The sequence below is a fragment of the Natronococcus occultus SP4 genome (assembly GCF_000328685.1).
GTDB classification, from domain to species: Archaea; Halobacteriota; Halobacteria; order Halobacteriales; family Natrialbaceae; genus Natronococcus; species Natronococcus occultus.
Genome location: NC_019974.1, coordinates 1,153,841 through 1,174,913 on the forward strand (window position 1 = coordinate 1,153,841; position 21,073 = coordinate 1,174,913).

Below are 21,073 nucleotides of genomic sequence, written 5' to 3' on the forward strand. Positions count from 1 at the left end.
GAACTCAACGACCTGCTCACTTCTCAACCTGGCTCAACTAGACAGTGCCCGAAGTACTATGTCCCTAGATAGGAGCGAAAACTGCCACGCTTCTAACTTACTCTTCGTCTTCAGTTTCGAGTTCGAACTGCACGTTTTCGGCAACGTTATTCAGGACGATACTAGTATTCGACTGCTTGATATCCGGATCGGTAACCAGCGCCTTGATCTGATCGTTCATGTCATCGGTATCTTTGAACTTGCCGATAGCGATGATGTCATAGTCGCCAGTCACTTCGTAGACGGACATCATCTGGTCATGGTCCTGTAATGTCTCTGTGATTTCACCGAGTGCACTGCCTTCGACTTTAAGCTGCATTACCGCGGTGACGTCGTAGCCAAGAGCGTCGTAGTCGACAATCGGCGTATAGCCCTTGATAACGCCCTCGTCCTCGAGGTCGGAGAGATGGTTCGAAACTGTCGTCACCGAGACGTCAAGGTCTTCAGCGAGACTCCGTAAGCTAGCGCGTCCGTCGCCAAGGAGCTCGTTCATTAGTTCCGTATCCAGGTTTTCGTAGGTCATTAGATAATACAGCACAAGCTCCGTACTAGAAGTTTACGAATGTCCATACTCCCCTCAACGATTTGATCTAATATCAGTAACAGAGGCCGTACTTCTGAGGACTGACTTCTACCTCCGGATTCGTCAATCGATTCCGCAACGCCTTCCACTTTGATATCCAATACACCGTCTTTGAGTAATCATTACAGAATTTCGAAGAGGGTAGAACCAAAATTCGGCTACAGCGGGGAGATTCCGCTTAAGATTGATTTTGAACCTTGTCTATTTTGCACTGCATACATAAATCGTCAGCAAAGCACGAGACACTGTCATAGGGACAATCATATTCCTCGACATCAACTGATTGCCTGCGTTTTTCCTGCCGCCAAGCAGTTACCCAGTCGTCGATATCCATATCGGCAGATGTGAATACGACGTTGTCTCGGTCTACGATCTTTGCTGCTGTAACGGAGTATTGGTTTTCTTTGACGACTTCGATTGCGTCTTCGTATGAGGAGCAGTTGATTTCCTCCACGCCAGATTGGTCATCTAAAAGGCGAACAGTAATTGAGCCATCGTATTCTTCTGTCGGATCTAGCCCTGTGGTCATAGTCGATAAGCTTGGAATAGCGTCTAAAACCTTGGGATAGGGCATTTTCCTGCTAAGTCACCGCCCCATATATTCGAGTCTAGATCTTGACGCACCTAGTCCGATCTGAGGACGCCCCTAAGTGCTGTCGGCGACACCAGCACTTCCCGCGTACGGGTGACTCACTCCGGTCGACTCGAATGTTACTGGCGACTATCGGCTACTCGAGCAATCGAACAGCCCACTCGGAGTGTGTCCAGACTCACCAGCGATTGCGCGGCTAGAACCATGCAACTCGACTCACCTCCGGGTCGACGTCCTCGAACGCATAGCTCAACTTACAACCACCAGAGACCGAATCAATCACCGGATGAACGAACGGCAGCCGACAAAGTGCTCAATTAGACGGTGCTATGTGCCTATATTTAAATACGTCATCATATTCATTATATTCGTGGATGAAGCCTGCATAACTTACTGATGTGTGTTAAGCTCGAGAGTTCTTTCTCTATTAGTTATATATACTCGGATAACCTGAACACATGAAGTGTATACAAACCAACCGAAACAGTGTTATATCATAACGTGTACGTTGGTATCGTATGGCACAAGTAGAAGCTCCGGCGGTCGACCATCCGCTCGACCCACTAACAGCCGAGGAAATTGAAGCCGCTGCCGACATCTTCGAGGCAGAAACGGATCTCGATGGCGAGATCAAATACCACAACATCACGCTCGCAGAGCCACCGAAACCCAAGGTAAAGGAGTTCGAACCAGGGGACACGTTCGATCGAAAGGCGGCGATCGTCGCGAGGGAAGACGGCGAGACGTACGAAGCGACGGTTTCACTCGCTGAGAACACCGTTCTCGAGTACGAGCACCTGCCGGACGTCGAGCCCGCGGTGATGCCGGAAGAGATCGAGGAAGCTCGCGAGATCGTCAAAAACGATCCCGAATGGCGAGAGGCGGCGGCAAAACGCGGCGTCGAGAATTTCGATCTCGTTATGGTTGACCCCTGGTCGGCCAGCGGGTTCGAGCCGGAAGAGCACAAGGGGAAACGTCTCTGTCGGGCGCTCTCGTGGATCAAGACGAGCGAGAACGACAACGGTCGCGCGCGGCCGATCGAGGGACTGTTCGCGTTCGTTGACCTCGACGAGATGAAGGTCGTAGAGATCGAGGACAACGGCGTTCCGGACGAGGACAGTCCGCTGCCACCCGAGGACGCGGACTACCGGGCCGATAGAGTCGAGACGAGAGACGACTACGAACACTTAGACGTCGTCCAGCCCGACGGCCCCAGTTGGGAGGTCGACGGGAACAAGGTCGAGTGGCTCGACTGGGAGTTGCGCGTCGGCTGGACCGCTCGGGAGGGACTCGTCTTCCACGACGTCAAGTTCAACGACGGCGACGAATCGCGACAGGTCCTTCATCGTGCATCTGCCTGTGAGATGGCTGTTCCCTACGGCGATCCGGACCCAAACCACTCCTGGAAGAACGCCTTCGATATCGGCGAGTATCACGCCGGTCGAATGGCCAATCAGCTCACTGAAGGCTGTGACTGTCTCGGCGTCATGAAGTACTTCGACGTCGAGATGAATACTATCGAGGGTGAGGCCGAGACCCTCGAGAGTGCAATTTGTATGCACGAGGAAGACGACGGCATCCTCTGGAAACACACCGAGGAGCGCAAACCCCACACTGAGGTCCGACGACGCCGCCGACTCGTCATCTCCTTTATCGCGACGGTCTACAACTACGATTACGCCTTCTACTGGTACTTCTATCCCGATGGTGGCATCGAGGCCGAAGTCCGCCTGACTGGCATCGACTCGAACGGCGTTGTCCCAGCCGACGAGACTGCCGAAGACACCTACGGCCAGTATGCGATCGTCGCGCCCCAGGTGAAGGCTCCGATTCACCAGCACTTCTTCAACTTCCGACTTGACTTCGACATCGACGACAGTTCGATGCGGGCCTACGAGGTACACAACGAACCGACAGGTAGCGAACGGGATCGGAAGAACGGCTTCCGGGCAAAGGAGACACTGCTGGAGCGGGAGAACGAGGCCCGACAGGATATCGATCCAAACCGAGGACGCTACTGGCGGATCGCCAGCAGCGAGACCGAAAACTCCTACGGGCGGAGCTGTGGCTACAAGCTCGAGCCCCACACCAACGTCTCGGCGCCGATGAAGCCGACTTCGAGCTACATGCGCCGTTCGGGGTTCATTCAGAACCATTTCTGGGTGACGCCGTACAACGACAGCGAGCGGTTCGCCGCAGGCGACTATCCGAACCTCAACGACGACACAACCGGACTGACCGAGTGGACCGAAGAGGATCGGTCGCTCGTCGACGAGGACCTCGTTGTCTGGTACACCCAAGGGGTCAATCACGTGCCTCGGGCGGAAGATTGGCCCGTTCTACCGGTCGAGATCGCGAGCTTCCACCTCAAGCCAGAGGGGTTCCTCGACAGCAACCCCTCGATCTCCCTGCCGGCCGAGCCGTGTCACACCGAGCACGACATCACTAGTCCCGACAACGGTTCGTCCGGCGACGACTGCTCGTCTGCCGACGACTGAGTGACCGATTTTCGGCTCATATACTATTCCTCAAACGTGGTGACTAGACGGGATCTCAATAGACGTCTAGCATCTCGATTTGTTCCTGATACCGGTTGCGAATGGTGACTTCGGTGACTTGAGCTACATCTGCGACGTCTTTCTGTGTCCGCTTCTCGTTGCAGAGCAACGTAGCAGCATAGATAGCGGCAGCAGCAAACCCTGACGGACCTCTTCCGGAGAGTAATGGATCGGCCGTTTCGTCGATGATTTCCTTGGCTTTCGTTTCGACCTCCTGAGAGAGGTCAAGCTTCGAAGTAAAGCGGGGCACGTACTGCTTCGGATCGATAGGAAGCAATTCGAGACCAAGTTCGTTCGAGATATATCGATAGGTACGGCTGATCTCGATTCGCTCGATCCGTGACACCTCCGTGACCTCCTCCAATGAACGTGGAATGCCCTCTTGCCGACAGCCGGCATACAGCGCGGCTGTGGCCACACCTTCGATTGATCGTCCTCGAATCAGATCTTCCTGCAGTGCTCGTCGGTAAATCACACTTGTGACCTCACGAACTGCCTTTGGAACACCAAGCGCACTCGCCATACGTTCGATCTCGCTGAGTGCGAACTGCAGATTTCGCTCACCGGCATCTTTCGTCCGGATGCGGGTTTGCCACTTCCGGAGTCGGTTCATCTGCGAACGCTTCTTCGAGGAAATCGAGCGTCCGTACGCATCCTTGTTCTTCCAGTCGATCTGGGTAGTGAGTCCCTTGTCGTGTATCGTCTGGGTTGTTGGAGCACCGACACGCGACTTATTCTGTCGTTCCTGGTGGTTGAAAGCACGCCATTCTGGACCTGAATCGATCATGCCTTCTTCGATGACGAGTCCACAGTTCTCACAGATCCGCTCACCCGGACTAGGATGTTGGACTACGTCACTTGATCCACATTCGGAGCATGTGGAGAGAGTTGTTTCGGCCTCGGATTGCTCCGTTTCTTGCTCCTCGTCACGGAGTCGAACAGACCAGACCATTGCTATTTGATAGTAGCGCCACAGAAGCATAAAGTTTGAATACGGGACGAACTGGACAAACTGTGTCGGTTGTGCCAGAAGGCCGTAGTGAACCGCCTCGGAGGCAAGTGGTTCGAGACGGCTCCAGCGCTCGTTAGCAAGCGAGACCGAAGGTCTTGCGGACCCAGGGAGTGGGTAGACCGGTGCCAACGACACCGTTCGTCACCACGAGACGCCAACACCGTCTCGTACGATTTCGCTCCGCTCAGTCACGAAAACAGGAAGTTTCGAACTATCTCGAGGCACTCAGCCTACTCTGCCTGTAGAAAGACACCAGTTGTCAGCAGTGGTGGAATTGCTCGGGAGCGGGTCTATATCACCCTTGCGACGGGGGAACGTTGTTCGGCGCAGTCAGTGCTCATTCCATACTGTGTTGAGTTCACCGACAATTGCTGGATTTCTGAGAGAATCGCTGTCCGAATGTGGCCTCGCGTTGACAACATGTTCGAGGACGCGGTACATCGTTTTCCCAGAATAGGTTTCGGGTAGTTCGGGCGTGAATACGATGGCTGTCGGCCGGGCAAACTCGCCGATCCGTTCAGCAACCGTCTCTGTAATCGTTTTCCGAACGGAGTTCCGATCCTGCGGTCCCTGTGTGAGCGTTGCGAAGACACAGAGAGCGGTGTCTCCACCGGATCTCTCGGCAACTGCAGCGGCTTCGGTAACGCCATCGACGGTCGTAATCGCAGCTTCGAGTTCGGCGGTTCCGAGCCGACGGTTTCCGATCGTGATCACATCGTCGTCACGGCCGATGATCCATACATCGCCGTCATCGTCAATGACGGCTTGGTCACCAGTGAAATACCGCCAGCTATCGGCTCGGGGATCCGAGAAGGTTTGCCAGTATTCCGCAAGAACCCAGTACCAATCGCTCTCGAGAGGAGTGAGCATCGACGGCCAAGGACGGACGATCGTCAAATAGCCGGGTTCACCCGGTGGAAGCTCCTGTCCGTTCGCGTCTACGATCTCGATTTCAACTCCTGGTAGTGGTTTGCCAACCGATCCTGGCTTCATCTCGTCAATTCCTGGGATGGGTGAGAGGAGAACGCATCCGGTTTCAGTCTGCCACCACGTGTTGACGATCGGACATTGCCTTTCGCCGACGTGAGTATAGAACCACTCCCAGGTATCTGGCCCAATTGGCTCACCGACGGTCCCCAATAGCCGTAGCGATGAGAGATCATGGGCTGCGGGAAACGATTCGCCCCACTTCATGAAGGTTCGAACGATTCCTGGGGTCGTGTAGAAGACCTCGACGCTGTTTTGCTCGATCACCTCCCATGGACGGTGTCGATCCGGATAGTGAAGACTGCCCTCTACGAGGACGACGGTCGAACCCGAGAGAAGGGGTCCATAGACGACGTAGGAGTGCCCAGTAATCCATCCAATATCAGCCGTACACCAGAGTGAAGTTGCTGACGAGAGATCAAAGACGGTCTGGGCCGTCCAGGCGACACCCGCAAGATAGCCTCCGGTTGCATGAGTCATTCGTCGTGGATCGCCAGTTGTCCCCGAGGTATGGATATGGAAGAGTGGATCGGTTGCCTCCCGCGAGACTGGTGGTACGTCCGTGCCACTGTACGTTTCGACGAGAGACTCATAGTCATACTGGTCGTTAGTAAGAGTCGTATCGTGACTCTTCCCTAGCCGATTCACAACAAGCGTCGGAATAGATTTCTCGAGCGAGGCGAGTGCTGCATCGGCCTTCCGTTTCTGGTTGATCACGGCTTCGTCACGGAAACTACCATCGCAGGTGACAAGCGCTTGTGAGTCGATATGCCGCATGCGCTCGACGAGTGCGTCGGGAGCGAAACCAGCGAAAACAACGTTGTGAAGCGCCCCGATACGAGCACAGGCGAGCATTGTAATTGGCAACTCTGGAAGTTTTGGCAAATAGAGCGTGACGACGTCACCTTCTTCGACGCCGAGATCTCGAAGAGCGGCCGCAACAGCTGACACCTCGCGATAGAGATCGTAGTAAGTGTATGTTCGCTGCTCTCCTCGTTTGCCCTCCCACCGTAGTGCGACCTGATTTTTCTGAGTGGAGATATGGCGGTCGATACAGTTTGTGCATGCATTCAACGTACCATCGACGAACCATCGGTAGAAGGGCGCGTCCTCGTCGTCGATGAGCGTACTGTACGGGTCGTCCCATGCGAGTAGCGACGCGGCATCCTCCCACTGTCTCGGCCACTCTTCGTTCGGGTGACCACTAGCAACGAGATCTGTTACGTTCGCATCACGAAGAAACGCTTCTGGGGGCCAGTAGCGATCCGCTGGGATATCGAGGAGCGATGGCACAGCTCTCGTTTCGTCCATAGATACCAACTTCGATACCGAGACACCTGTATATTCTGCTCATTGTCACCATATGTCCTTATAGTTGAAATCCGCTAACGAGCAGTGAGAACGATGAGGCCCTTCAGGAATAGAGAGTTGCTAGAGCGACCGACGAGTGAGCAATTAGTGAAAGTTCTCAATTCTCGCTCACGGCTGTTGGCAAACCTACTAATCCGATCACCGTCCCGTCAACCGCAAGCTCGAGCCCGCCCAGTTTGATTCGACAGCCAAACCGCCGCCCAAGACCGATACCGGTGGAGTGAACATAATGTCTTTCTGAGTAGTATGAACGTCACGGGAAATCTAAAAAGAAGCGAATCCACGTTTGCTATTCAACGGACTTAAGCAGAGTGCCCACCAAGTTCGAATATGCCGTCGATTGAGCTCACAGCAAACCAGAAGATGGTTCTACGTACGCTGACGAATCTCTACAAGCAATCTGATGGCACAGTCAAAGGTGATGATATCGCCGATCAGGCCGATCGTAACCCGGGGACAATACGTAACCAGATGCAGAGTCTAAAATCGCTCCAACTGGTTGAAGGGATCCCCGGGCCGAAGGGCGGTTACAAGCCGACAGCGGCAGCCTATGAAGCTCTCGGAATCCAGCAGATGGACGAACCAGCTACGGTCTCACTCAAACACGAAGGTGAGTCTGAAGAGACTATTATCGAAGGGATTACCCTTTCAAGCGTTCATCATCCTGAGCTTTGCCGAGCAGAGATCCATATTCAGAAAACGATCGACGGCTTCCAGGAAGGCGAGCCAGTCAGCGTTGGCCCGACCCCGCTCGCAGAGCTCACGATCAAGGGAGTCGTCGACGGGAAGGACGACACGAACAACGTTCTTATACTCCAGATTGACGAGATGGTTACAGAAGCGACAGGCGAAACCCCACGACTGTAACCATGGCTGAAGCCGTCACTGCCGAATTCGTTCACTCAGCTCCGTTTTCTCAGACGTCCACTTCGCCTACTATGTGAACCCCATTCCTTCAGAATTACGCTGGTAACACAGCTATCTCGTCTCAAACGTATACTGGTCCTCCTGTCAGTGAGCAAACGCGCCCGCCACTAGCAGAGGAAACACGAGCGTCGCCTCTGCTTCCACCTGTGTATAATTCGTTTCGTCATTCTTGATCTTCCCCCATGATACGGCTTCGTTTGGCGGCGCTCCGGAGAGGGATCCATCACCCTCCATTCCAGTCGATATATATACGACGTAGTCCGCGCCGCCGCGGAACAGATTCGTCATGATCGCGTGATGTTTGGGAACGCCGCCACCGACCGCGATGAGCCCCGTCCTGTCCGCGAGCAATCCGTCCTCGATGAGCGAATCGTAATCGTCCAGAATTTCGATTCCGACCTCCGAATCGTACCCTTGCCGATAGTAGTAGAGAAAGTTGCCGACCTCGGCGTCCGTCAGTGCCGGACAGTAGACCGGCACGTCGTTCTTCGCGGCCTGATTCAGGACCGAATCTTCGTCCTCGAGCGTGTGGCCGAGCTCACGGGCGAAGGCCGTCGGCGTTCGAACCTTCTCCTCTGCGAAAAAGTCGTCGAAGAAGTCGTAGAGGTACTCTTCCAACCAGACGTACCGGTCGGAGGGAACGAAGATGTTTCCGAGTCTGTTGATTCCCCGGTCGCGAAGCGAAGCCTCATCAGCGTCCCACTCACCCAGCTTGAAGGGTTTCGCCGTCTTGATGACGTCCTCCGTCAGTGCTCCGGAGGTGGTGATAATGACGTCGACGTACCCCTCACGAACGAGATACGCAACGGTCTCACGCAGCCCAGACGAGATGATATTCGAGGTAAACGTCAGATAGACCGTGGCATCGTCTTCCTGCATCTGCTTGGCAATCCCAATGGCTTCTGCGAGCTGCGTGGCCTGGAACCCCGTGGTCTCGTAAGACGAGAGCAGTTCCTCGAAGTCAAATTCGCCACGGAAGTCATATCCTTGGACGTCTGGCGTATCTAGCTCTGTTTCGCTTCCAGGAACGACGTGATCATGAGAGTCGTCGGTCATACCGTACAATTGTGTGGTGACCATTTTGAATGACTCGGGATCGATCGGAGCTAAGATCACGACACTATCATCGGACGCAAACAAAAGTACTCAGCAGACGTCTGCTTGTGGTCAGTGGTTCGTTCTGTGGTAGAGAGGGCCGGATTCTGTACCGTGAACGGAATTACTCTCTATCCACCGACGGTAGCCAGAACGGGAGTCCTCGCTGACTCCAATCGCCAGTGGGTGATTCAAACCGTCCCATTCGTGATCAAGAGGAGCGTGAACCCGGCAATAACGACGACTGCGAGCCAGGAAAAGAAAATTATCGCTGCTTGCTTGCCAGTGAGCTGGTCGCCACTAAGGACTCTGTCGAGCTCCATGATCGAAGGTAATGAGCCAGCAAGCATAAACGGTTTGGTATCTATCTGAGAGGTTCGGACGGTATCCAGACCGACTAGTGAAGCGCGTATATCGTCCACAGACGATGGAGTCGCCCGTAATTAGGACGATCACGTATATCTGGCTCCAAACTCCACTACTCCTCTGACTTCATCTGCTGTAAGCTTCTGAGGAGGTCCTCGGTTGAGACGTTCTCTTCAAAGATTACCTTACCCTGGTATTCGGTAGGCTGATCTTCGGAACGAGAGTCCACTTCAGAGATTGCTTGCTCACGGCGCTCGTACTCGCTCTGATCATAGTTGCCCATTCCCATACAAGTGGTAGCTTGGCGAGCAAAGATAATCAAGATATTGGCTGCTGAAGTGGCTACTCGTTGATCTAGTGGTTACTTATAAAACAGCAGTATAGCTGTAATATATCGTTCCAGCTACTGACAAGCATATCTGTCGGAGACGACCCCCAGAGCTGGTCTCCAGGAGGACTTTTTGACGACACACGGTGTGTTTACACCCGTACTTTTGTATAAAATGTGCTGGCCGTCGGTCAGCGAGTAATATAAAAGGACACTATATTCGAACGAAGGGAAACGGTAGTGAGCTAACAAACGGGGTGCCACCAAGACGCTACAACCGAGGGATATTCAGCCAGTCATTAGTGAAGCGAAATGGAGAATAGATGATAGTAGTAAAGATTCCGAGGACGGAATACTCTCGTCTTTTCGTCGGTCCGAATGTAATGAGAAGAGCATCAAACTGGTTGAGCTGAAATCAGAAATTCTTAGAGCCACAATCCCTAACGAGAGGTATGGCCGAACTCAACCCGATCGCGAAACGGATGCACAACATCAGCCCCGATCCCATTGAACTCACGTTTGACGATGGGAGAAGTGCGATCTTCACTCTTTCAGGTGCAGAGTTTTTCCAGCAAGAATTCCAAGCAGAGGGTACCTGCAGGGACGACGACGCAGCGTATCGATTCATCTCGAGCAGCGATAATGAATCGGTCCTTGTTGGACGACAGGGATCGAACGACTCTGGATGGACGAACGTCGGTACGGTTGTTGAGGCGAGTAAGGTCAAAAACGAATAGGAACGCTGCGCTCCAGAAGCCGGGTTCCTCCAATATAGTGCTATTTTAGAACGGGTGCGGTACGACTCCAGTCTCGGTCATACCCCGGCAAATCGGGAGACAGATCGCTACCGGAAACCGTCCATATACGTTTCCTCGATCGCCGTTTCTAGGTCCTCGACATGGTTTCTGAGAAGAGTAGGCAGTTCGTCAATAAATCGTTCGCTCGAGAATCTGTACTTCGGCCCGATAATAGCGATCGCACCCAGAACACTTCCATCGGGAGTCTTTACCCGCCTTCCGACCTCGCGTAATCCGTCTACATACTCTTCGTCGGTAAATGCGATGCCTTCCTCGCGAATCCGCTCCAGTTCATCAAAAAGCGTCTCCCGATCCGTAATCGTCTGCTCGGTCTGTGCTGGCAGTCCCCACTCGTCAAGGACGTCCTCGACATGATCGTCGGAGAGTTCAGCAAGGATCGCCTTCCCAGTCGCAACGTTGTGAAGATGATAGTAGATGCCGGCGGAGGTCGCCATATTCGGTGCGTGTTGCTCCTTGACGGGAAATTGGCTATCCTGATGGAACGATTCGTGCACCAGAATTCCCCGGTTATTATTCCGGACGACGAATTCGACCTCTTCGTCCGTCTGGTCGGAAATCTTATTTACGGTATTTTTGGCTAACATATACGCCCTCTTTCGCGATCTCGCGTACTCCCCGTGATTCAGAAATCGTAACCCGATATGATACTGTTCCCCCTCTCTTGCGAGGTACCCGTTTTCGAGAAGTGTTCTGAGATGCACGTGAATCGTACTTTTTGCGATCTCTAATTCGGTAGCCAGCTCACTCGCCGTTGCCCCACCCAGATTCTGAATCGTATTTATTATCGAGAGTGATCGTTCTGTTGTTTTCGCCGTTTGTTTCCCCATATCTTCTGCTCTACCTGCTGGGACATATATGTACGGCCATCCTGTCCTATTAAGTACTGTTCGGTGGACGCATCACGCTTCGGTACCCCAAGAGAAATACCACTCGAGAATTACGGAAGCGGTCAATCCGCATTTGAGAGTCTGAGACCACCATCGATGAGTCTTGATTGGGGTAGCCGATCCGACCGCTCAGTCCTACTCTGGAGATGGGAGTTCGATAGCCATCTTGATCGGTGAGAAATTCGGCCTCCGAGAGATCCACTGGAATGGGGGACGGCGATCTCCCCATCCAACCCATTCTCCACGAGTTTGGTGGCTACCCTCGTTACAGAAAGCAAAAGCCGTGTGACTTCGCCCCTAAACCGCCATAACCAGGGCCAAGGCTCAGCCAAAGACTCCCAGTCACCACGATAACGTTGTCTATTACGTACGATTCAAAATACAGAAGGCGGAATGTCACTCTATAAGTACTAGATGACTGATCCCACAGACACCATTACTATCGAAAACGTAGTCGCCTCAGGCGATACTGGACGGGAGTTCGATCTCCAGACACTGGCCGAAGACCTCGACAACGCACAATACGATCCGAAGACGTTTCCAGGTATTGTCTACCGCATAGATGAGCCGAAATCTGCTGGTCTGATATTTCATACGGGGAAAGTCGTCTGCACCGGATCGAAGAGTGTCGAAGATATCAACAAATCAGTCGAGTCTATTTTCAATGCGTTCGAACGTCTAGGAATTTCAATTGAAGAAAACCCCTTCACTGTCCAAAATATCGTCTCATCAGCGGATCTGGGATACTCTCTTAACCTCAATGCTGTTGCTGTCGGTTTAGGGCTAGGACAGATCGAATACGAACCTGAACAGTTCCCTGGACTCGTCTATCGGCTTGACGAACCGGACGTCGTTGCATTGCTTTTTGGGAGCGGAAAGACTGTCATCACTGGCGGTACGGAGGTCCAAGACGCAACAAATGCTGTTAACGTTATTGCCTCAAAACTCGAGGACTTAGGACTTAACTCCTGAATGGATCAACAGGCATGTGATGACTGTCCATACTACAACACTAGAGGTCAAATATACCCATTCAATTATTATTGGGGATAATACGGACTACTGCCTGCTTTCGAAGTTTCAAATAGACTATCTTATAATTATCTATAGATGATAGATAGATGGGAGTATAAGATACACATCACTACATATTCATGTAGAGTATTTGATGGAAACGTCAAGAGCACCACAGCAGGAACCGACCTTCAAACATGGAACGATACCCGCGATCTGCCATCGAGCTCTAAGCACGACGCTACTCCCGATTCTTGTTCTCGAGTTGCATAAACCCTGACAGTTTCAACATAGAGAAATGCCGTTTCGCTTTCTCTTTGATAGATCTATATGAATAACGATACGAGACTGTTCACAATATCGGTATAAGGTTTTTCTTGATGAGAGTCTGTATAGATAATACTATAGTTCTAGATGCCCCGTTTTCACCTGGAAGATAGCTAACGAGTAGACCTGTCCTGCTGCTCAGAGGAAGGAGCATTGTCTTGAACCTGTCGTCGAGAGTATTAGTGAACGTTTTCCCACTGACGTCCTTCCACGACTGCAGTCGTGTGGTTCTCGTCACAGACGTGGTCTCATGGTTGGTGAGGGTCGCGGATTCGCTTTCTCCGCGTCCGAAAGCGACCCGCGTTGTGGGTCGCGCCAGTGCGACCGCCGGACGAGGGCGCGGCTTCATCTACCCCGTTAGGGTGTGTATCCTTCCCTCGGCCTCGGTACGCGAAAGTACGGTTCGAGGTCGCGTCAAGCTTGCGCGCTTCATTCCACGACTGAAGTCGTCGGCTTTCGCGCTGTTCAGCAGTAATGTGGATATACGATTATCATTCGCTGGACTAAAGGTGCTGCTCAAGAGTCTGGTAAAGAAGAATCAACGCTCATGGAGATTTCTGAAAAGCTACTGTGTGTATTTACCGCTAAGGTCGAAGAACAGGACGATACATACGTAATTGAGGTCCCCAAACGCGAACTCAATGTTGGCGATGTAGAATTAGCGGAAGGGTATCGGACAGCGCTCTTTCCGTCTCGCTCGTCGGATCGAGGCGACCAGTCGGGGCAGACGCGAGAGTCGTCCAGGGCCCCACATCCTGAGCCACCGGCCACGGAGGGAGAAACACGGACTGTCGAGATCGAGAACACTGGAGAACAAGGGGATGGGATTACTCGTGTCGAACGCGGTTACGTGATCATTGTTCCCGAAACGACACCGGGAGATCGTGTCAAAATCAAAGTCACCGACGTTCAGGAGAACGTGGCCTTCGCCGAGGTCCTCGAGCACGAGGACACGTAGTACGAGTCGATTCAACTACCATCTTTCCGGAGGGAGCTGATGGGAGAACCGGACTTCGAGAACGACCGCTTGGTATGGGCAGTCAGCCACCGATCACGACGGCTGGGTTAGACGAACTCCCGTGAAGTGGCAGCGTCCGTAGTTGCGAACCCGGGACTTCCACTGCTCGGGATTCCTGCGTTACCGTGACGCGTCTCGACCGCATCCCAGAACGTGAAGCGTTCTGGGGGCGCCTTTAGGCGCAGAAGGGTATCAAAGAGGTCTATTCAAGAGTTATGACGATTTGATACGTTTTAAGACAGCCTCGACAACAAAAGCGCCCATCAATGTCGGAATCGGTAACTGTCGAGCCAGCCACTGGCAGCCCACAATGGGTGCATGCTTCAGTCATCGTCTGATTCGGATCCGGCAACAGTGTCGGGATCGTCGTATTTTTGTTCTCGCCGAGCATGGATATCTTTGATCGCGTGTTCCGGTGGAACATCGATGGCCGGGTTCTCACTGAAGAAGTTCACTGGCTCCAGCTTGAAACTCGCCGGATGGACGGGCAAGACCGGCCAGTCTTCGGGGCGGTCGACGTGGTTGACACCAAGGGTATACCATAGCACGATATCCTCGCCATCGAGCGAGCGATCCTGCTGGGTCCACTTCGGGAGCCCGTCACCACCGGGATTCTGATTCGGATACTCCCCCGCCGGGAACCGCTCGTCATCCCGATGTGGCGTTGCCCAGAGATGATAGGCGATATAGCCAGCCCGCTCCATAACGCTGGACTGTTGTTGGGCCGCCGCCTCAACGTTCTCTCCGGGAACGAGTTTGTAGCCGACAGGCTGATCGAGTCGATTCGTATTCTCAACATGCTCGACTTGCCAGTATCGACCCTTCAACGAGTTAATTAGTTCTCGTGCTTCTTTCTCGGTTTCGAGCGGTGTTTTGTCCGCATAGAAGGCTGCTCCTGTCGGGTTGATATCATCGACCGCTTCCTCGCCATCCCATTGAATCTGTTTGTTCGGCCCCTTCGGGACTGGCTGGTTTTGCCGTCTGTACAGACGGTTTTTCTCGCCGCCGACTTCCATATCAATCCGGAAATTGAAGAAGTGCTGGTGGACCATCCCCTTAACATTCGGTGCCAACATCTCGTAATAGCCCGACGTGGGATCCTCGTCAGAGTCAACGAGACCATTGCTGTTGATCCCCGTTAACCGAACCTGTGGCTCGATCGAGCCGTCCTGATAGAAGTACCAGTTAAATTCGTAGTCGTAATTCCCCACGGTGGCGACGAACGAGACGACGAGTCGCCTGTTCCGCCTCACCTCGGAGTTTTCGGTCCGCCAGTTCGTATGTTTCCAGAGAGTGCCATAATCCTCCTCATGGACACAGATGGCGTTCGGGACGACGTTTACCTCACCATCGACGTCGTTCATCACCGCGTCGAAATAGTACATATGACCGAGACAGTCACAGCCCTCAGTCAGCGAGTTCGCCAGTCTCCCGATATTGTACTCACCAATGTCACCAGCGTTCTTCCAGTTGTGATTGGGATCCGGATCGCCGTACGGAACGTTCATTTCTGCAGCCGATGCACGGTGGATAATCGGTCTGACCTCACCGTCGTCCTCGTAGCCGATATTGTAGAGAACGAGCCCTTCGCGTTTTGTCCAGCCAACACGGAGATGCCAGTTTTGCCACTCGATCTTTCGCCCGTCGATCTCCCAGCTCGGACCTTCCGGTTGGTCGACGTTGTATGGCCGCAGATCGTCACGAAGATCCCGATCCTCCTCACGGTACGGTGCGTCCTCGAGGTCGGAGACGACATCGTCTACCTTTGTACCCCGGTCGAGGACTTTTACGACTGCCATCTCATCGAGATCGACCCATGCATGGAGCCCGTCCAGGGGTCGCGCATACCCGTTGTCTGTCTCGCTGGTTCGGATCCACGACATCGCATGGGCGAGCCGACGGTTTCGGTCGACGTTCTCGGGAACGAGATGGTGACCGACCGACCACGGATCGACGATTGCGAGGTCGAAATTCTCGACGCCTCGCTTGCTTGCAGCTTCTCGCCACTCCTCGTTGTTTTTGACCGTCTGTTCGCACTCATCGAACTCTGCAAGCGTGATAGACGGTTGAACGTCAGGCCGCTCCTCTATCGAAGTGAGTTCTTCAGTGTCAAGTGAAACGACGGCTTCGTAGTTCGTCTTCTCATTGCTGTCTCGAAGGATCACGAACGCTTTCCGTTCTATTTGCGTATCGTTTTTCTCGAAGTCTTTGATCTCGCGCTTCGGTGGTTCCTCGAGTACGATCTTTATATACCGATACCCCTCATCGATTGTTTGTTCAGCTTCGAGGATTTCGCGCGCCTGATGGATCTCTTCGGCCGTCAATGGGTCGTACGGATGATCCACCGTTGTTGTGGCTTCTGCCGTCATGGTCCTTGGCACCACACACCATAATATATAGTTTTGGTACACTTCGCAGCTATGGTCCAGTCCGTTGGTAGTGAGGAGTGATACAGTGCTACTTGGAGGTCAGTCTGATACGATCTCGCTCCCTAGTTGCCGGCGATCGTGACAGCCCGAGCCCACGCGGCCCTACGCAACTTCGGATCGGCGTTCTCAAACCCACAGCTCGACGACTCAGCGCTGCAATGCCCACACGTTGTCCTCGAGTGCTGCGTCTGCGTCATCCAGTAGTGGCCCTGGCCGTGATGCCATCCTCTCCGCCGTAAGCGACGGGATTTTCTCCTCGCAACCACGACCCACACACTAGCGGTAGTTTACGCTACCGAACTGGGTAGCAGGAGAGAACGACTTCCGGTCATAGCTCTACCTTGTAGCCAGAACAACTTAAAGAACGGATACTGGATGTTCGGTCTTCTCGAACGTAGAGTTGACCTCGCTCTCGGCGGCCGGAACCGAATTAGTGGACGGCAGTTGACCCCAGTGGGGGAACCCCACGGCTGTAGCCGTGTGGAGGATGTCAGTGTTGAGACGGTCAAAGATCAGGGTCTGGACGTTCATATCAAGGCACGCTCCACTCAGACAACGGCTCGGGGATAAACACCAACCGAGGTCCAAGCACCGTGATTCCGATTCGAAGGCAACGATAACGGCCCTACGAACCGCCGGCTAACGCATCCCGAACAGCCGTACTCAGACCGCAGGATACCGATCCGTCCACGGGCGGGCTCGTTCAATCGCTCCAGCGACACTCAGTATATCGGTTTCGGCAAACCGTCTCCCAACGATCTGTAGTCCGACGGGGAGGCCATCGTCGGTGAAGCCAGCAGGCACCGAGGCCGCAGGATGGCCCGTCAGGTTGAACACCCACGTCAGCATCGCGTCAGTCGGGACACCCATCACCGACTGGCCGTCGATCTCCGTCGGGTAGCCGTCAGCAAGGTGTTTGCTGTACGGTGGGACGGTGAGCGTCGGCGTCACGAGGACGTCATAGCCATCGAGGGCGTTTTCGATGCCGTCGTACGCGGCAGTTCGGGTGACGTTCTGCAGTCGCTCGGCGGTGGCGTCGGTCCCCGCTCCGAGTGCGATCGTCGAGCGGACGGTCTCCGCGACGTCTGCCGTCTCGAAGTCGATCTCGTACTGTTCGGCGAGTTGCTGGGCGAACGAGCTGAAAAAGACGCCAACCTGCTCGACGTACGCCATCGACAGCTCCTCGTACGGTGGGAGTGACACGTCAACGGTATCGACGGTCGCACCAGCAGTCGCGAGGTCACCGACGGCGGCGTCGACCGTTTCACGCACCGCCGGCGCGATCGGTTGGAGGTCCAGGTTCGGGCTGTATGCGACGTCGAGATCGGCTGTCGACCGATCGGTCGCCGCCACGTAGTCCGTTTTCCGGCGAGGCACGCTGAACGGATCTCGTCCGTCCTGTCCAGCGAGGACGTCGAGAAACACGGCGACGTCCTCGGGAGTCCGAGCCATCGGACCGCCGACGAAAAACGGCGAATGCGTACTAAAGCCATCGCTCGAGACCCGCTCGGGGACGAGGCCGAACGTCGGCTTCAGACCGATGACGTTACAGCAGGCGGCGGGGACTCGGAGCGACCCGCCGATGTCCGACCCGGTTGCGAGTGGGACCGTACCGACCGCGAGTGCAGCTGCCGAGCCGCCGGAAGAGCCCCCAGCGGATCGGTCGTGGTCGAACGGTGTCGGTGTTGCGCCGACGATGCGGTTCTCCGTCTTGATGGTGTGGCCGAGGGCTGGTGTACTGGTAGTACCGACGACGATTGCGCCGGCAGCCTCCAACCGTTCGACCGCGATCGAGTCCTCGTCGGCGACGTTGTCCGCAAGCGGTGCAAGACCCATCGTATTCCGAACGCCGGCTTTCCGGCTCCGAAGATCCTTGATCGCAACCGGGACACCGTGAAGCGGACCGAGATCCTCGCCACGATCGGCCGCCCGGTCGGCCTCGCGAGCCCGCTCACGGGCCGAGTCCTCGAGGACCGTAATGAACGCGTTTAACTCCGCCGTCGCTTCGATTCGTTCCAGCGCCGTTTCGACGAGATCCAGAGCGGACAGCGTGCCGGTACGCATCGCCGTTGCGAGTTCGCGGGCCGACCGTCCCCGAAGTGCTGACATGTGTCGGTGATATAGGAGAGAGGGAGATAAAGACTCGTGTCGGCTGCCGGTTCCGATCGGTGGTCGAAACGGACCGTTCGTGGAGTACCCTCGTCGAGCAGTTCGTCCCACGTGAGCACCGTCCCGCCGTGCGCGTCGGCGAACGCGGTCGCGTCGTCACGCTCCGAGAACGGAACGGGCGTCTCTCCGCTCGGCGTTCTCGCGTCGCTTCCGTGAATGCACCACGCGTCCTCGCCGTCGGTACAAGACGGAGCCGTATCGGGTATCGGATGCCCGTCCTCGGTCAACTACACCCACCGCGGCGAGGATCCCGATTCCGAGGACGACTCCAACCAACACGACGTGCCGACGAGTCCGGGATACGGATCGAACTCAGGGAGTATCGTACGTACACCGTCTGGTACGTCCTTCGAATCGGGCGACCAGTGGATCAGATCGGCGCCGTTGGAAGTACGATACGTTCGGAGCCGTCGGAGACTATTATAAATGGTCTCGAGTTCAATGCAGAGTCGACTTCGACGATCACGACCATAAGGGAACAAATGGAAAATTCATCTGTCGGCGAGTCGACGGCCGATTCCGACGCCGACTCCGGACCGCGAAAGGTCGCGGCGATCTGTACCGCCTGCGGAAAGGCCTACGCCTCCGAGGAGCACCCCGACGGAACGGTTCGACCGATCGGTCAGCGGACGGGCTGTGAGTGTGGCGCAACTTCCTTCGAAGTCGTCGACTCGGCCGAAACTGCGTTCGACGACTGACGGGAAACGGAGCCCGATTTTCCGGATCGGTTCGAAACGGAGCGGCTGGCATCAGGACCCGAGGACGGAACGCGAAACAGGGGGTGTTCGATCGGCGGCGGGTGTTCGGCGAACGCCTGATGGGATACCCGGCCGGACGGGTGATCGATGGTAGCAACGGACACGGCCGAATCTTCGGCAGCGACACCGCGACGGTGAACGCTGCTCGCGGCGATGAGCACGCTTGTAGGGGCAGCGCTAACGGGGGCTGCAACAACACAGCAAGGCGGCAGCCAGGTCGAAACGAGAGGCTGCGGCGACGAGAACTGACGCCGGAGGACTGGTCGACCGGGGCGATGACCGTTCGAGCGTGTGAGAACGACAGCGGCGAGGTGACCTTCGACGTCACTGGCTCCATCTCTCCGGAGCGATACGTACAACTCCTCCCTCGAGCGAGACACTGTACGTAGCGGCGGGCCAGCAGCGAACCTGCTGGTTTGCCGGACGGATCATCGAGCTCGCGTGCTCGAGTTCCGCGCTCAATATCGGGATCACCCACCGGGGTTGATCCCGGCTTCGTCCGACGGTCGACGGCTCCCGACGCCCTCGCCGGTCCCCATCGCGTCCCAGCCCCGAGAATGCGTTGTCGTCCGCTCGATAGAACAAGTTTTCAGCCGACTGTGTTCAGATCTTGTTGAATACACTGAACTAGATCGGCGGAGAGCCTATTGATGGAGGGTGAGTCCACAAATGTCCACTACAGCCGGCGTCAGCGGGATGGGCTTTCTGACCCAGTCACCTGTGCGAATCCGTATCCTCCGGGCGCTGTACGACATAGAGGAGATCCGAAAGCGCGAGCTGAAAGATCGGTTCGATACGTCGCGGGTGACGGTCCGGCGAAACGTGAACGCACTCGAGGAGCGTGACCGAGCAGCGGTGTCTGGACGGCGTTGTGAGATCACGCCACTCGGCGAACTCGTCGTCGAGGACGTCCTCCCGGCGTCCTCGAGTGATCCGTACGCGCCAGTGAACTACCACATCGAGGCGCTGACACACGGCGAGCGAGTCCGGTGTCTGCTGCCGGCCGTCGGACTGTCGACGATGACGGTCGCACGCGACGATATTGACGCCACAGAACCGAACGACGGAACCGACAGCGAGGATCCCGACGGTCCACCCGAGGACGACACTCCGGACGGATCGACCGACGAACCGTCGATCGGGGACGACAGGAACGGGCTTCCCGACGACGCACCCGAGGAGACGGCGACGCCAGCCGACCCCCCGGGGCGATTCGGAGCCCGGAGAGGGGTGAGGACGTGAGCATGCTCGACGTTGTCCGAGAGCTACTCGCCGATAGCGACGTCGTGCTCTACGAGTGTCGGCGATGCGGGGCGACGTCCTCGAGGCGGATCGATGAGTGTCACCGGTGCGAGTCGGACGAGATCGTCCGATACGAGTGGTAGGGCGTCGTCCGCCCTTATCGACGACGAGACACAGAGACGGTCAATTACGCGTCGCCCCAGTCGGGCCGTTTCCGTGGCGGCGCGAGGACGCCGATTCCGATCGCGGGCTCGGACGAGCGGTTCTCGGCGCCGTGGCGCTCCCGGCTCGGAAACCGATAACAGTCGCCGGGCGCGAGCGTTACCTCCTCGCCGCCGGCCGTCGCGACCAGTCGTCCTTCGAGCATGTAGCCGATCTGTTCGTTGTCGTGCTCGTGAACGGGAAGCTCGGCCCCGGGATCGATACGCCAGAGTTTTACGCTCGCTCGCTCGCCGATCGCGAGATCCGCGAGGTACACCCCGTCGCTAACCTCCTCGAACCCCGCCTCCTCGCTGTTCGCTTTTTCCATGCTATCACACCACGTGACATATGT

At 55.4% G+C, this 21,073-nt stretch carries 21 protein-coding genes; 8 read left to right on the forward strand and 13 right to left on the reverse strand.

All coding sequences use genetic code 11. From position 1 onward, the window contains the following. Positions 1-97 precede the first annotated feature (97 nt). Positions 98-562 (reverse strand): HTH-type transcriptional regulator Lrp, encoded by a 465-nt coding sequence (gene lrp / locus NATOC_RS05750; RefSeq protein WP_015320487.1) that lies wholly within the window; start codon positions 560-562, stop codon positions 98-100. A 238-nt stretch (positions 563-800) separates the two neighbouring features. Beyond that, a complete protein-coding gene (locus NATOC_RS20945) occupies positions 801-1,151 on the reverse strand; it encodes a hypothetical protein (RefSeq protein ID WP_083866564.1) in 351 nt (116 codons plus the stop codon). A 581-nt stretch (positions 1,152-1,732) separates the two neighbouring features. Between NATOC_RS20945 and NATOC_RS05755 the strand changes: the two genes are divergently transcribed. After that, on the forward strand, positions 1,733-3,712 hold the full coding sequence (locus NATOC_RS05755; protein WP_015320488.1) for a primary-amine oxidase: 1,980 nt from the start codon (positions 1,733-1,735) through the stop codon (positions 3,710-3,712). 55 nt (positions 3,713-3,767) lie between these two features. On the opposite strand, the gene NATOC_RS05760 is transcribed toward NATOC_RS05755, so the two are convergent. Together NATOC_RS05760 and NATOC_RS05765 are read right to left on the reverse strand one after the other, a co-directional pair. Further along, positions 3,768-4,724, reverse strand: a complete 957-nt coding sequence (locus NATOC_RS05760) for a transcription initiation factor IIB (RefSeq protein ID WP_049888887.1) — start codon at positions 4,722-4,724, stop codon at positions 3,768-3,770. Between the two features lie 390 nt (positions 4,725-5,114). After that, on the reverse strand, positions 5,115-7,082 hold the full coding sequence (locus NATOC_RS05765; protein WP_015320490.1) for an acetate--CoA ligase: 1,968 nt from the start codon (positions 7,080-7,082) through the stop codon (positions 5,115-5,117). A gap of 390 nt (positions 7,083-7,472) precedes the next feature. On the opposite strand from NATOC_RS05765, the gene NATOC_RS05770 reads away from it, so the two are divergent. Next, the gene (locus NATOC_RS05770; RefSeq protein ID WP_015320491.1) at positions 7,473-8,009 is read left to right on the forward strand and encodes an Rrf2 family transcriptional regulator; all 537 of its coding nucleotides are present in this window, start codon (positions 7,473-7,475) and stop codon (positions 8,007-8,009) included. Between the two features lie 144 nt (positions 8,010-8,153). On the opposite strand, the gene NATOC_RS05775 is transcribed toward NATOC_RS05770, so the two are convergent. The 3 genes from NATOC_RS05775 to NATOC_RS21735 form a co-directional block, all read right to left on the reverse strand. After that, positions 8,154-9,125 carry a deoxyhypusine synthase gene (locus tag NATOC_RS05775; protein WP_049888888.1) on the reverse strand — a complete coding sequence of 324 codons (972 nt, stop codon included), beginning with the start codon at positions 9,123-9,125 and terminating at the stop codon, positions 8,154-8,156. A gap of 230 nt (positions 9,126-9,355) precedes the next feature. After that, a complete protein-coding gene (locus tag NATOC_RS23040) occupies positions 9,356-9,487 on the reverse strand; it encodes a hypothetical protein (protein WP_015320493.1) in 132 nt (43 codons plus the stop codon). Positions 9,488-9,642: 155 nt separating this feature from the next. Continuing rightward, positions 9,643-9,819, reverse strand: coding sequence for a DUF5786 family protein (locus NATOC_RS21735; protein ID WP_015320494.1), 177 nt, complete (start codon positions 9,817-9,819; stop codon positions 9,643-9,645). Positions 9,820-10,310: 491 nt separating this feature from the next. Here NATOC_RS21735 and NATOC_RS05780 point away from each other — a divergent pair, with 491 nt between their 5' ends. Next, entirely contained in the window at positions 10,311-10,595 is a 285-nt protein-coding gene (locus NATOC_RS05780; RefSeq protein ID WP_015320495.1) for a hypothetical protein, read from the forward strand. Positions 10,596-10,702: 107 nt separating this feature from the next. Here the strand turns inward: NATOC_RS05780 and NATOC_RS05785 are convergent, their stop codons facing one another. Beyond that, positions 10,703-11,503, reverse strand: a complete 801-nt coding sequence (locus tag NATOC_RS05785) for an IclR family transcriptional regulator (RefSeq protein WP_015320496.1) — start codon at positions 11,501-11,503, stop codon at positions 10,703-10,705. A gap of 474 nt (positions 11,504-11,977) precedes the next feature. Between NATOC_RS05785 and NATOC_RS20950 the strand changes: the two genes are divergently transcribed. Together NATOC_RS20950 and NATOC_RS05790 are read left to right on the forward strand one after the other, a co-directional pair. Next, the gene (locus NATOC_RS20950) at positions 11,978-12,535 is read left to right on the forward strand and encodes a TATA-box-binding protein (RefSeq protein ID WP_015320497.1); all 558 of its coding nucleotides are present in this window, start codon (positions 11,978-11,980) and stop codon (positions 12,533-12,535) included. A gap of 916 nt (positions 12,536-13,451) precedes the next feature. Next, the gene (locus tag NATOC_RS05790; RefSeq protein ID WP_015320498.1) at positions 13,452-13,862 is read left to right on the forward strand and encodes a TRAM domain-containing protein; all 411 of its coding nucleotides are present in this window, start codon (positions 13,452-13,454) and stop codon (positions 13,860-13,862) included. A 383-nt stretch (positions 13,863-14,245) separates the two neighbouring features. Here the strand turns inward: NATOC_RS05790 and NATOC_RS05795 are convergent, their stop codons facing one another. The 4 genes from NATOC_RS05795 to NATOC_RS22775 form a co-directional block, all read right to left on the reverse strand. Beyond that, positions 14,246-16,291 carry a primary-amine oxidase gene (locus NATOC_RS05795; protein ID WP_015320499.1) on the reverse strand — a complete coding sequence of 682 codons (2,046 nt, stop codon included), beginning with the start codon at positions 16,289-16,291 and terminating at the stop codon, positions 14,246-14,248. Positions 16,292-16,708: 417 nt separating this feature from the next. Then, entirely contained in the window at positions 16,709-16,882 is a 174-nt protein-coding gene (locus NATOC_RS21740) for a hypothetical protein (RefSeq protein WP_157224590.1), read from the reverse strand. A 132-nt stretch (positions 16,883-17,014) separates the two neighbouring features. After that, the gene (locus NATOC_RS05800) at positions 17,015-18,415 is read right to left on the reverse strand and encodes an amidase (RefSeq protein WP_245549703.1); all 1,401 of its coding nucleotides are present in this window, start codon (positions 18,413-18,415) and stop codon (positions 17,015-17,017) included. Beyond that, positions 18,340-18,747 (reverse strand): nitrous oxide reductase accessory protein NosL, encoded by a 408-nt coding sequence (locus tag NATOC_RS22775; protein ID WP_157224591.1) that lies wholly within the window; start codon positions 18,745-18,747, stop codon positions 18,340-18,342. Before NATOC_RS22775 ends, NATOC_RS05800 begins: the two co-directional genes overlap by 76 nt. A gap of 255 nt (positions 18,748-19,002) precedes the next feature. On the opposite strand from NATOC_RS22775, the gene NATOC_RS05805 reads away from it, so the two are divergent. The 3 genes from NATOC_RS05805 to NATOC_RS22250 all read left to right on the forward strand — a co-directional run bounded on the left by NATOC_RS05805 (position 19,003) and on the right by NATOC_RS22250 (position 20,663). After that, on the forward strand, positions 19,003-19,218 hold the full coding sequence (locus NATOC_RS05805; protein WP_015320501.1) for a hypothetical protein: 216 nt from the start codon (positions 19,003-19,005) through the stop codon (positions 19,216-19,218). A 729-nt stretch (positions 19,219-19,947) separates the two neighbouring features. Next, positions 19,948-20,520 carry a winged helix-turn-helix domain-containing protein gene (locus tag NATOC_RS22610; RefSeq protein WP_174299195.1) on the forward strand — a complete coding sequence of 191 codons (573 nt, stop codon included), beginning with the start codon at positions 19,948-19,950 and terminating at the stop codon, positions 20,518-20,520. Between the two features lie 2 nt (positions 20,521-20,522). Next, positions 20,523-20,663 carry a hypothetical protein gene (locus tag NATOC_RS22250; protein ID WP_169330918.1) on the forward strand — a complete coding sequence of 47 codons (141 nt, stop codon included), beginning with the start codon at positions 20,523-20,525 and terminating at the stop codon, positions 20,661-20,663. Between the two features lie 44 nt (positions 20,664-20,707). Here the strand turns inward: NATOC_RS22250 and NATOC_RS05815 are convergent, their stop codons facing one another. Next, entirely contained in the window at positions 20,708-21,049 is a 342-nt protein-coding gene (locus NATOC_RS05815) for a cupin domain-containing protein (protein ID WP_015320502.1), read from the reverse strand. Positions 21,050-21,073: the final 24 nt, after the last annotated feature.

Excerpts from the sequence above, each read along its gene's own strand:
- NATOC_RS05765 (WP_015320490.1), bottom strand. The coding sequence starts at position 7,082 with ATGGACGAAACGAGAGCTGTGCCATCGCTCCTCGATATCCCAGCGGAT.
- NATOC_RS21735 (WP_015320494.1), bottom strand. The coding sequence starts at position 9,819 with ATGGGAATGGGCAACTATGATCAGAGCGAGTACGAGCGCCGTGAGCAA.
- NATOC_RS05770 (WP_015320491.1), top strand. The coding sequence starts at position 7,473 with ATGCCGTCGATTGAGCTCACAGCAAACCAGAAGATGGTTCTACGTACG.
- NATOC_RS23040 (WP_015320493.1), bottom strand. The coding sequence starts at position 9,487 with ATGGAGCTCGACAGAGTCCTTAGTGGCGACCAGCTCACTGGCAAGCAA.
- NATOC_RS05795 (WP_015320499.1), bottom strand. The coding sequence starts at position 16,291 with ATGACGGCAGAAGCCACAACAACGGTGGATCATCCGTACGACCCATTG.
- lrp (WP_015320487.1), bottom strand. The coding sequence starts at position 562 with ATGACCTACGAAAACCTGGATACGGAACTAATGAACGAGCTCCTTGGC.
- NATOC_RS20945 (WP_083866564.1), bottom strand. The coding sequence starts at position 1,151 with ATGACCACAGGGCTAGATCCGACAGAAGAATACGATGGCTCAATTACT.
- NATOC_RS05800 (WP_245549703.1), bottom strand. The coding sequence starts at position 18,415 with ATGCGTACCGGCACGCTGTCCGCTCTGGATCTCGTCGAAACGGCGCTG.
- NATOC_RS05775 (WP_049888888.1), bottom strand. The coding sequence starts at position 9,125 with ATGACCGACGACTCTCATGATCACGTCGTTCCTGGAAGCGAAACAGAG.
- NATOC_RS05815 (WP_015320502.1), bottom strand. The coding sequence starts at position 21,049 with ATGGAAAAAGCGAACAGCGAGGAGGCGGGGTTCGAGGAGGTTAGCGAC.
- NATOC_RS20950 (WP_015320497.1), top strand. The coding sequence starts at position 11,978 with ATGACTGATCCCACAGACACCATTACTATCGAAAACGTAGTCGCCTCA.
- NATOC_RS22610 (WP_174299195.1), top strand. The coding sequence starts at position 19,948 with ATGTCCACTACAGCCGGCGTCAGCGGGATGGGCTTTCTGACCCAGTCA.
- NATOC_RS05790 (WP_015320498.1), top strand. The coding sequence starts at position 13,452 with ATGGAGATTTCTGAAAAGCTACTGTGTGTATTTACCGCTAAGGTCGAA.
- NATOC_RS05805 (WP_015320501.1), top strand. The coding sequence starts at position 19,003 with ATGGAAAATTCATCTGTCGGCGAGTCGACGGCCGATTCCGACGCCGAC.
- NATOC_RS05785 (WP_015320496.1), bottom strand. The coding sequence starts at position 11,503 with ATGGGGAAACAAACGGCGAAAACAACAGAACGATCACTCTCGATAATA.
- NATOC_RS21740 (WP_157224590.1), bottom strand. The coding sequence starts at position 16,882 with ATGAACGTCCAGACCCTGATCTTTGACCGTCTCAACACTGACATCCTC.
- NATOC_RS05780 (WP_015320495.1), top strand. The coding sequence starts at position 10,311 with ATGGCCGAACTCAACCCGATCGCGAAACGGATGCACAACATCAGCCCC.
- NATOC_RS05760 (WP_049888887.1), bottom strand. The coding sequence starts at position 4,724 with ATGGTCTGGTCTGTTCGACTCCGTGACGAGGAGCAAGAAACGGAGCAA.
- NATOC_RS05755 (WP_015320488.1), top strand. The coding sequence starts at position 1,733 with ATGGCACAAGTAGAAGCTCCGGCGGTCGACCATCCGCTCGACCCACTA.
- NATOC_RS22250 (WP_169330918.1), top strand. The coding sequence starts at position 20,523 with ATGCTCGACGTTGTCCGAGAGCTACTCGCCGATAGCGACGTCGTGCTC.